The organism is Trinickia fusca, assembly GCF_003628145.1.
GTDB lineage: Bacteria > Pseudomonadota > Gammaproteobacteria > Burkholderiales > Burkholderiaceae > Trinickia > Trinickia fusca.
The window spans coordinates 212817-222137 of record NZ_RBZV01000009.1 but is presented as its reverse complement, the minus strand read 5'-3'; the positions used below and the strand labels follow the sequence as shown (position 1 = coordinate 222137).

Annotated in this window: 6 protein-coding genes; 1 reads left to right on the top strand and 5 read right to left on the bottom strand. The window is 65.2% G+C overall.

Features of this window, described 5'->3' with window-relative positions:
• Window positions 1–2365: beta strand repeat-containing protein (locus tag D7S89_RS20085; protein ID WP_281273166.1), on the top strand; the 2365-nt coding region annotated here is incomplete at its 5' end.
• 106 nt (window positions 2366–2471) lie between these two features.
• On the opposite strand, the gene D7S89_RS20080 is transcribed toward D7S89_RS20085, so the two are convergent.
• The 5 genes from D7S89_RS20080 to flhB are packed head-to-tail and all read right to left on the bottom strand — an operon-like array spanning window position 2472 to window position 9252.
• Window positions 2472–3200, bottom strand: a complete 729-nt coding sequence (locus D7S89_RS20080; protein WP_121280336.1) for an RNA polymerase sigma factor FliA — start codon at window positions 3198–3200, stop codon at window positions 2472–2474.
• Window positions 3201–3232: 32 nt separating this feature from the next.
• Window positions 3233–4105: a MinD/ParA family ATP-binding protein gene (locus tag D7S89_RS20075; RefSeq protein ID WP_121280334.1), complete on the bottom strand. Its 873-nt coding sequence runs from the start codon at window positions 4103–4105 to the stop codon at window positions 3233–3235.
• The gene (gene flhF / locus D7S89_RS20070) at window positions 4098–5924 is read right to left on the bottom strand and encodes a flagellar biosynthesis GTPase FlhF (RefSeq protein ID WP_121280331.1); all 1827 of its coding nucleotides are present in this window, start codon (window positions 5922–5924) and stop codon (window positions 4098–4100) included. The genes D7S89_RS20075 and flhF overlap by 8 nt, the downstream gene beginning before the upstream one ends.
• Window positions 5921–8026, bottom strand: coding sequence for a flagellar biosynthesis protein FlhA (flhA, locus tag D7S89_RS20065; RefSeq protein ID WP_121280329.1), 2106 nt, complete (start codon window positions 8024–8026; stop codon window positions 5921–5923). The genes flhF and flhA overlap by 4 nt, the downstream gene beginning before the upstream one ends.
• Entirely contained in the window at window positions 8023–9252 is a 1230-nt protein-coding gene (gene flhB / locus D7S89_RS20060) for a flagellar biosynthesis protein FlhB (RefSeq protein ID WP_121280395.1), read from the bottom strand. Before flhB ends, flhA begins: the two co-directional genes overlap by 4 nt.
• Window positions 9253–9321 lie beyond the last annotated feature (69 nt).

Here is a 9321-nt window from a genome sequence, read left to right as displayed (position 1 = left end):
ATACTTTGACCAAGCATCACGTCAACCCAAGCTCGTCTTCGCCGATGGCACGAGCTGGGACTACAAGAGCATCACCGATCGGTTGGTGTTCACCGACACGAGCACCGGCAGCCACTGGCTGTACGGCCTGCAAGGCGTGAACAACCGTATCGTCGGCGCCGCCAGCGACACGCTCATTGCCGGCAACCTGAACGACACGATCACGGCGGGCAAGAACAGCACGCTTAACGGCGGTGCCGGCACCGACACATTCATCGTCAATCAGGGTACGGGACACGTGACGCTGAACGAGCCTTACAACAAGACTGGGGGCACGAATCAGGATGTGGTGCAGTTGGGCGCCGGCATCACCGCCGCCAACACGCAGATCACCCGCGACCTGTCGAACAACCTCGTCCTCTCCTTCGGCAACGGCGATCAACTCACGATCAACGGATACTTCAACCAGCCGTTGAGCCGCCCCAAGCTCGTCTTCGCCGATGGCACCAGCTGGGACTACAAGACGATTACCGATCGGTTGGTGTTCACCGACACGAGCACCGGCAGTCACTGGCTATACGGCCTGCAAGGCGTGAACAACCGTATCGTCGGCGCCGCTGGCGACATGCTCATTGCCGGCAACCTGAACGACACGATCACGGCGGGCAAGGACAACACGCTCAATGCCGGTGCCGGCACCGATACGTTCATCGTCAATCAGGGTACGGGACACGTGACGCTGAACGAGCCTTACAACAAGACTGGGGGCACGAATCAGGATGTGGTGCAGCTGGGCGTAGGCATCACTGCCACCGGCACGCAGATCACCCGCGACCTGTCGAACAACCTAATCCTCTCCTTCGGCAACGGCGATCAGCTCACGATCAACGGATACTTCAACCAGCCGTTGAGCCGCCCCAAGCTCGTCTTCGCCGATGGCACCAGCTGGGACTACAAGAGCATTACCGATCGGTTGGTGTTCACCGACACGAGCACTGGCAACCACTGGCTGTACGGCCTGCAGGGCGTGAACAACCGTATCGTCGGCGCCGCTGGCGACATGCTCATTGCCGGCAACCTGAACGACACCCTGACGGCGGGCAAGGACAACACGCTCAACGCGGGGGCCGGCACTGACACGTTCATCGTCAATCAGGGTGCGGGACATGTGACGCTGAACGAGGCCTACAACAAGACTGGGGGCACGAATCAGGATGTGGTGCAGCTGGGCGCAGGCATTACCGCCGCCAGCACACAGATCACGCGCGACCTGTCGAACAACCTGGCCCTCTCCTTCGGCAACGGCGATCAGCTCACGATCTCGGGATACTTTGGCGACGCATCGCATCAGCCCAAGCTCGTCTTCGCCGATGGCACCAGCTGGGACTACAAGACGATTACCGATCGGTTGGTGTTCACCGACACGAGCACCGGCAACCACTGGCTGTACGGCCTGCATGGCGTGAACAACCGTATCGTCGGCGCCGCCGGCGACACGCTCATTGCCGGCAACCTGAACGACACGCTCACGGCCGGCAAGGACAACACGCTCAACGCCGGGACCGGCATTGACACGTTCGTCGTCAATCAGGGGGCAGGACACGTGACGCTGAACGAGGCTTACAACAAGACTGGGGGCACGAATCAGGATGTGGTGCAGCTGGGCGCCGGCATCACCGCCGCCGGTACGCAGATCGCACGCGACCTGTCGAACAACCTCGTCCTCTCCTTCGGCAACGGCGATCAGCTCACGATCAACGGATACTTCAACCAGCCGTTGAGCCGCCCCAAGCTCGTCTTCGCCGATGGCACCAGCTGGGACTACAAGACCATTACCGATCGGTTGGTGTTCACCGACACGAGCACCGGCAACCACTGGCTGTACGGCCTGCAAGGCGTGAACAACCATATCGTCGGCGCAGCCGGCGACACGATCATTGCCGGCAACCTGAACGACACGCTCACGGCGGGCAAGAACGACACGCTCAATGCCGGTGCCGGCGCTGACACGTTCGTCGTCAATCAGGGGGCAGGACACGTGACGCTGAACGAGTACAACGGCAAAACCGGTGGCTCGAATCAGGACGTCGTCCAATTCGGCGGCAACATCGCGAGCGATCAGCTCTTATGGCGCCAGGTCGGCAACAATCTCGAAGTCGACGTGATCGGGACGGGCGACTCCTTGACACTCAACGGCTGGTATTCCGGCGGAGCATCGCATGTCCATGAGTTCAAGGCGGGGGACGGAAAAGTGCTGCTCGACGCCGATGTCGCCAAGCTCGTGAACGCGATGGCCTCGTTCGCGCCACCGGCGGCGGGTCAGGCGACGCTGTCGCCGCAATCAGAAGCGGCGCTCAAGCCGGTTATCGCCGCCAACTGGCACTGATCCTCATCCAGGGTAGAGGCAGCCCGTGGCTCCGGCCACGGGCGATACGCGGAAAAATACGCGGAAACAAACAACCCTGCGGCCCTGCAAAACACCAAGGCGCGCCTTACTCCACGCTGGCCCAGGCCATCTCCCGCAGCCGCGTGCGCAACCGCGCTACTGCCTGGCTATGCAGCTGGCACACACGCGATTCGCTGACTTCCATCACGGCGCCGATCTCGCGCAGATTCATGCCACGTTCGTAATACAGCGACATCAACAGCTTCTCCCGCTCGGGCAAGCGCTCGATCGCCTCGACGAGCGCGGCGCGCAGACTTTCGTCAAGCAGGGCCGAAAGCGGATCCGTGTGATCGACACAGTAGCGGTCGAGGAACGGCTCGTCGTCGGCGGAGCGGTCGAAATCCTCGTAGTAGATCAACTGGCTGCCGTGCAGATCCTGCAACATCGACTGATAGGCATCGAGCGGCATCTTCAGATGCTCGGCCACTTCGGTTTCGCTGGCCGCACGGCCCAGGCGCTGCTCGACCTTGTGCACGGCCGACTCGACTTCGCGCGAGGTCTTGCGCAAACTGCGCGGCAGCCAGTCGTTGTTGCGCAGCTCGTCGAGCATCGCCCCACGGATACGTTGGCTGGCGTACGTCTCGAACTGCGCGCCCTGGTCTTCCTTATAGCGGCCGGCCGCATCGAGCAGACCGATCATGCCGGCCTGGATCAGATCGTCGAGATCGACGCTCGCCGGCATCTTGGCCACGAGCTGCAATCCGAGACGGCGCACGAGCGGCGCATATTGCGTCAATACATCCTTTTGGGACATCTTCCCTTGAGCGTTGTACATCGAGGGTCTCCTTCTTCCTTGTCCCTAACGTGTCAAGCGTGATGGCCCATGGCTGGGGCGTCGGTCAACGCCGACGCCGGCACGGCCGGGGCCACCGGCGCCGCGCGCCGCGGCGACATCGCCGGGCGCATCGGCCAATACAGCATTTCAGCGGCGATATGCCGGTAATCGCGCGCGGACGGCGCCGACGCGAACGCGTCGACCACACACCGTCCAAGCTCGAGCGAGCGCTCCATCAACGTGTCGGCCGCCACGCAACCAGCGTTTTCGATCGACACCGTCAGATAGCGCCCCGCCACTTCGGCGAGGTTTTCGAACGCGGTCTGTGCATCGGCCAGGCTCGACACGTGATTGACGAGCACGCGGAACTGCGCGATCGCGTGTTCGTAGTGCAGGCGCTTCATGCACGCATACGCTTCGGTGATCGCCTGCGCGGCGACGCGCGTGACGATCATCACGTCATGGGCCTGCGCCGCGAGCGCCGAGAGCGCGCCCTGACGATCGAGCCGCGCGTCGATCAGCACGACGTCGGCCGGCCCCGACAGCAGCATGCCGAGTTGCGCGGCGCTGTAGCCGGCACAGTTCTCGCGCGACGCGGCAAGCACCGAGAAGCCGAGGCCGATCCGCACGGCCAGCTCGTCCATGCCGATCTCACCGTTCATGAACGCGCGCAGACTGCCGGCGCCATGCACGCCGCCGAGCATCGCCGACACGGAGTTCGGGCCCAGCGACTCGTCGATCACGAGCACGTCCTTGCCGAGTCCGGCCAGTGCGGCCGCCACATTCACCACCGTCGACGTCCTGCCGACTCCCGACGGGCCACCTGTCACCGCAACCACGCGCGAGCCGCTCCTCGCGAGCAGCCGCCGCAATCCTTCGGCCTGATCGGTTACGTGTTTATCCAAAGCGAACCTCATGCAGCTCGGCGTTCGAACGGCTCGACAGTGCCGACAGCAAGGCGGGGATATCGTCGTCATGCGGGACGAACGGCGAACCATCGCGCGGAATACAGAACGCACTCTTGATCAGGAACTTCTTCGTCGCGACGTAGAGGTTCTCCGGCACCTTCTGCCCCGTCGACACGTAGTGCACGGGCAGCTTGTAACGCATCACCGTATCGAGCACGCCGCCGAGGTTGGTCGCCTCGTCGAGCTTGGTCAGGATGCAGCCGGCCAGATCGGGCTGGCCCGGCGCGCTGCGATAGGCGTGCACGACTTCGTTGAGCGTGTCGCCGTGGCTCGTCGCGTTCAGCAGCAGCAACCGCTGCACCGGCAGACCGGCGCCGCACAGCATGGCGATCTGGTCGGACACCGTGCGATCGCGCTGGCTCATGCCGATCGTGTCGATCAGCACGATGTGCTTGTTGCGCAGTTCCGAAAGCGCCAGTTGCAGGTCGGCCGCGTCCTTCACCGCGTGTACGGACACACCGAGAATCTTGCCGAAGATGCGCAGTTGCTCGTGGCCGCCGATGCGGTAGCTGTCGGTCGTCAGCAGGGCAACCTTGCTCGCGCCGAAGCGCATCACGCAACGCGCGGCGAGCTTGGCCGTCGTCGTGGTCTTGCCGACGCCCGTCGGGCCCATCAGCGCGAACACGCCGCCGCGCTCCATCAGCGCTTCTTCGTTTTCGAGCACCGGCAGGTTCGTCGCGAGTACCGACTGGATCCACTCCATGCCGGCGTCGATGCTTTCGACCTTGGGCATGTTGTCGACCATCATGCGCACCAGCTGCGCCGAGAAGCCGGCTGCGAACAACTGCTTCGTGAGCGCGCCGTGAACCGGCGTGCGGCGTTGCTGCTCGCCCCACAGCAGGCCCGCGAACTGTTCTTCCATCATGCCGCGCAGCGACGACAGCTCGCCCATCACCGTCTCGTTGACGAGCGCTTCCATGCGCTCGCGAATCGCGTCGGCCATCTCCGAATGGTCTTCGGCGCCCGACGTCTTGCCGAGCGCACCGCCTTCGAACGCGGGCGTGACGCGCGGCGCCGTGCGGCGGGCGGCCAAGCGGGCTGCTTCCTGCGCCCAGTCCGGCTGCTCGACATTTGCCAGCTCCTCGGGCGTGAGGATCTTGCCCGGCGCGCCCAGGCCCTTGGCCGCGGCGGCGGCCGGCGTCATCGCATGTGCCTTCGACACGTGCGCGGCTTGCGCGCGCTGGTTTTTCTCGACGATCTGACGGGCATGATCGATGAGCCAGGGATTCGTCTCGGCCATCGTCTGCGGCGCTTCCGTGCCGCCCGCAGCACCGGTGGCAGGCGCAGCAGCAGCCTTCGCGGCGGCGGCACCGCGCGCGGCCTTGGCCTGCTCGCGCTCGGCCAGGCCCGGCACGAGCGCGCTGGCATCGGTGCGCGCGGGCATCGTATCGGCGTGCGCCTTTGCGCCTACTTCAGGGCTCGCGCCGAACACAGCTGAAAACACGTCCGGCATACCGTTCGCGTACGGATTGGCGGGCATCACGCCCGGCATCGGCTGGGCACTCGGCAAGGCCGGCAGGCCCGGCAACGCCGGCATGGCACCGGGCATCGCGCTCGCGGTGGGCAGGCCGCTCGTATGGGACTCGTCCGCAGCGGGGGCGATCGACGCGAAGTCGGTGTCGGCAAGAGCCACGATTTCCACACTGCCGTCGTCGTTGGTGCGGTTCGAGAGAACCACTGCGTCGGCACCGAGGGCCTCGCGCACGAGGCGCAGCGCATCGCGGCTCGTTGCACCGATGAATTTGCGAATGTTCAAGCTTGACCTCCGATGAGGTTAACGACCTTGATCGAGCGTGTCTCCGGCACTTCGGCGTACGAGAGCACTTTCAATTGGGGAAGGCTGCGCCGCAGGAAGCGCGCGAGCATCGCGCGCAGCGCGTGCTGCACGAGCAGCACCGGCGGCAGCCCCAGGTTTTGTTGAAGGACGATCGCCTTTTGCGTCGACGTCAGGAGCGTGTGCGCAAGACCCGGCTCGAGGCCCGGGTTCGCACCCGTCGAGAGCGCCTGCGACAGCACGCGCTCGAGCGTCGAATCGAGACCCATCACCTGCATCTCGCCAGCGCCGGGATACCACTGCTGCGTGATCGCGCGGCCCAGAGCCAGACGCACGCAGGCAGTCAGGTCGTGCGCGTCGGTCAGCTTGCCGGCGTGCTCGCACAGCGATTCGAGAATCGTGCGCAAGTCGCGGATGGGCACGCCTTCCTCGAGCAGGTTCTGCAGGACCTTTTGCAGCGTCGTCAGCGACAGCGTCTTCGGCACGAGATCCTCGACGAGGGTCGGGGCGTCCTTGGCGGTGCGGGTGATGAGCGCCTGCACTTCCTGGCGGCCAAGCAGCTCGGCGGCGTGCTGAACCACGAGGTGGTTCAGGTGCGTCGCGACGACCGTGCTCGCGTCGACGACCGTATAGCCGTACACCTGAGCCTGCTCGCGCAGATTCGTGTCGATCCAGATCGCCGGCAGACCGAATGCGGGATCCTGAGTCGGCATGCCCGGCAGCGCAGCCGAAACCTGGCCCGGGTTGATCGCGAGCCACTGGCCCGGATAGGCCTCGCCGACCCCGACCTCGACACCCTTGAGCGCGATGCGATAGCCATTCGGGCGCAGCTCGAGGTTGTCGCGAATGTGGATGACGGGCGGCAAAAAGCCGATTTCCTGGGCGAACTTCTTGCGGATGCTCTTGATACGCTTGAGCAGTTCGCCATCGGTGTTCTTGTCGACGAGCGGAATCAGGCGGTAGCCGACTTCGAGACCGAGCGTATCGATGAGCGTCACGTCGTCCCAGCTCGCTTCGGCGCTTTCCACGGCCGTTGCGACAGCCGGTGCGACTTCGACGAGCGCGGCACTGGTCTTCGCGCTCTCGGCACGCTTCTTCATCACGCGGCTCAGCTGGATCGCGCCGCCGCCGAGCAGCAGGAACGCGAAGTGCGGCATGTTCGGAATCAGGCCCAGCATCACGATGATGACGCCCGTGATCATCAGCACACGCGGGTTCGTGAACAACTGGCCCGTCAGCTGCGTGCCGATGTCCTCATCGGTCGCCACGCGCGAGACGATCACACCGGCCGCCGTCGAGATCACGAGCGACGGGATCTGCGCGACGAGGCCGTCACCGATCGTGAGCAGCGTGTAGGTCTTGCCCGCGGTCGCGAAATCGAGGCCGTGCTGCACCATGCCGACGATGAGACCGCCGAACACGTTGACGACCATGATGATGAGGCCCGCGACCGCGTCGCCGCGCACGAACTTCGAGGCACCGTCCATCGCGCCGTAGAACTCGGCCTCCTGCGAGACGGCCAGACGGCGCTTGCGCGCGCCTTCCTCGTTGATGAGGCCGGCGTTCAGGTCGGCGTCGATGGCCATCTGCTTGCCCGGCATCGCATCGAGCGTGAAACGCGCGGCCACTTCGGCGATCCGGCCCGCGCCCTTGGTGATCACCATGAAGTTGATGACCATCAGGATCACGAACACGACGATGCCGACCGCGAAGTTGCCGCCGACGAGGAAGTGACCGAACGATTCGATGACCTGGCCGGCCGCGCCCGGGCCCGAGTGGCCTTCGAGCAGCACGATGCGGGTCGACGCGACGTTCAGCGACAGACGCAGCAGCGTCGAGAACAGCAGCACGCTCGGGAACGCCGCGAAATCGAGCGGCTTCATCGTGTACATGCTGACGAGCAGCACCATCACCGACAGCGCGATGTTGAACGTGAACAGCAGATCCAGGAGGAACGGCGGCAACGGCAGGATCATCATGCCGAGGATCATGCAGATCAGGATCGGCCCTGCGAGCGCGCGCAGGTTCGTCCCGTCCAGCATCTGCGACCGCTTGCCGAACAAGCTTCCGACGCGTGCGTTCATGCTCGAGCCCCTTCATCCGTGGCGCGGCGGCCTGCCGTCGCACCATCGCTGGCCAGCGCTTCTTCGGCCTCCTCGCGTTCGTCCTGCACGGACACCGCCCCCTTGTCGAGTTCGGCCGGCACCTCGAGCCCGGTCGGAGCGGCCGGCACGTCGCCGCCTTCCTGGCGGAACCGGCGCAGCTGATAGACCCACGCGAGCACCTCGGCCACGGCGTTGTACAGCGTGCCGGGGATTTCGCGGTTCAGTTCGACGTTGTAGTAGAGCGCGCGAGCGAGCGGCGGCGCTTCGAGCAGCGGCACGTTGTGTTCCTGCGCGAGTTCGCGAATGCGGGCCGCCACGAGGTTCACGCCCTTGGCGACGACCTTCGGCGCACGCATCTCGCCGTCGGCGTATTGGAGCGCGACCGCGAAGTGCGTCGGGTTCGTGACGATGACGTCGGCCTGGGGCACCGCGGCCATCATGCGGCGGCGCGCCATCGCACGCTGTTGCTGGCGAATGCGCGCCTTCACGTGCGGATCGCCTTCGTTTTCGCGGTGTTCGCGCTTCACTTCTTCCTTCGTCATGCGCAATTTCTTGTGGTACTGCCAAAGTTGATACGGGACGTCGAGCGCGGCGACGACGAACATGCCGGCCACCGTGGTCGCGCAGCACACGGCGACGAGCGACAGCCCATGGCCCAGCGCGCGCTGCATCGGCTCGGTCGCGAGCGCGAGGATCTCGTCCTTGCGGCGCCACACGGCCGTGCCGCCGATGCCACCGATCACGAGCGTCTTCGCGAGCGCCATCCCGAGCTGGATCGGGCCGTTGACCGAGAAAATCCGGCCGAGTCCGTTGATCGGGTTCATGCGCTCGAACTTGAACTCGAGCACCTTCGACGAGAGCAGCCAGCCGCCCAGCGCCATCGGCGCCAGGAGCGCGGCCACGCCGGTCAGCGCGAGCACGGGCAGCACGGCCAGCAGGCCTTCGCGGCCCGCATTGCCGGCACCGATCAACATGCGGTTCGCGTCGACGGCGCTCGCGTGGTTGAACGTGAAGGCGCCGCGCAGCATCGTCTCCATATGCGTGGCGATCGAGCCCGACAGCCCCCAGGCGCCGAAAAAGCCGGCGGACAGCAGGGCGAACGAAGCCAGTTCCCGCGAGCGCGCGACCTGCCCCTCCGACCGGGCCTTCTCCAGGCGCCGGGGAGTGGCTGATTCGGTTTTCTCGAGGTCGCTGTCCTCTGCCACGGGCATCTCCACTCGGAAGCGGCGACATACCGCCTCCCACTGACAGCGATTATTCCCGCAGGCGTCAAC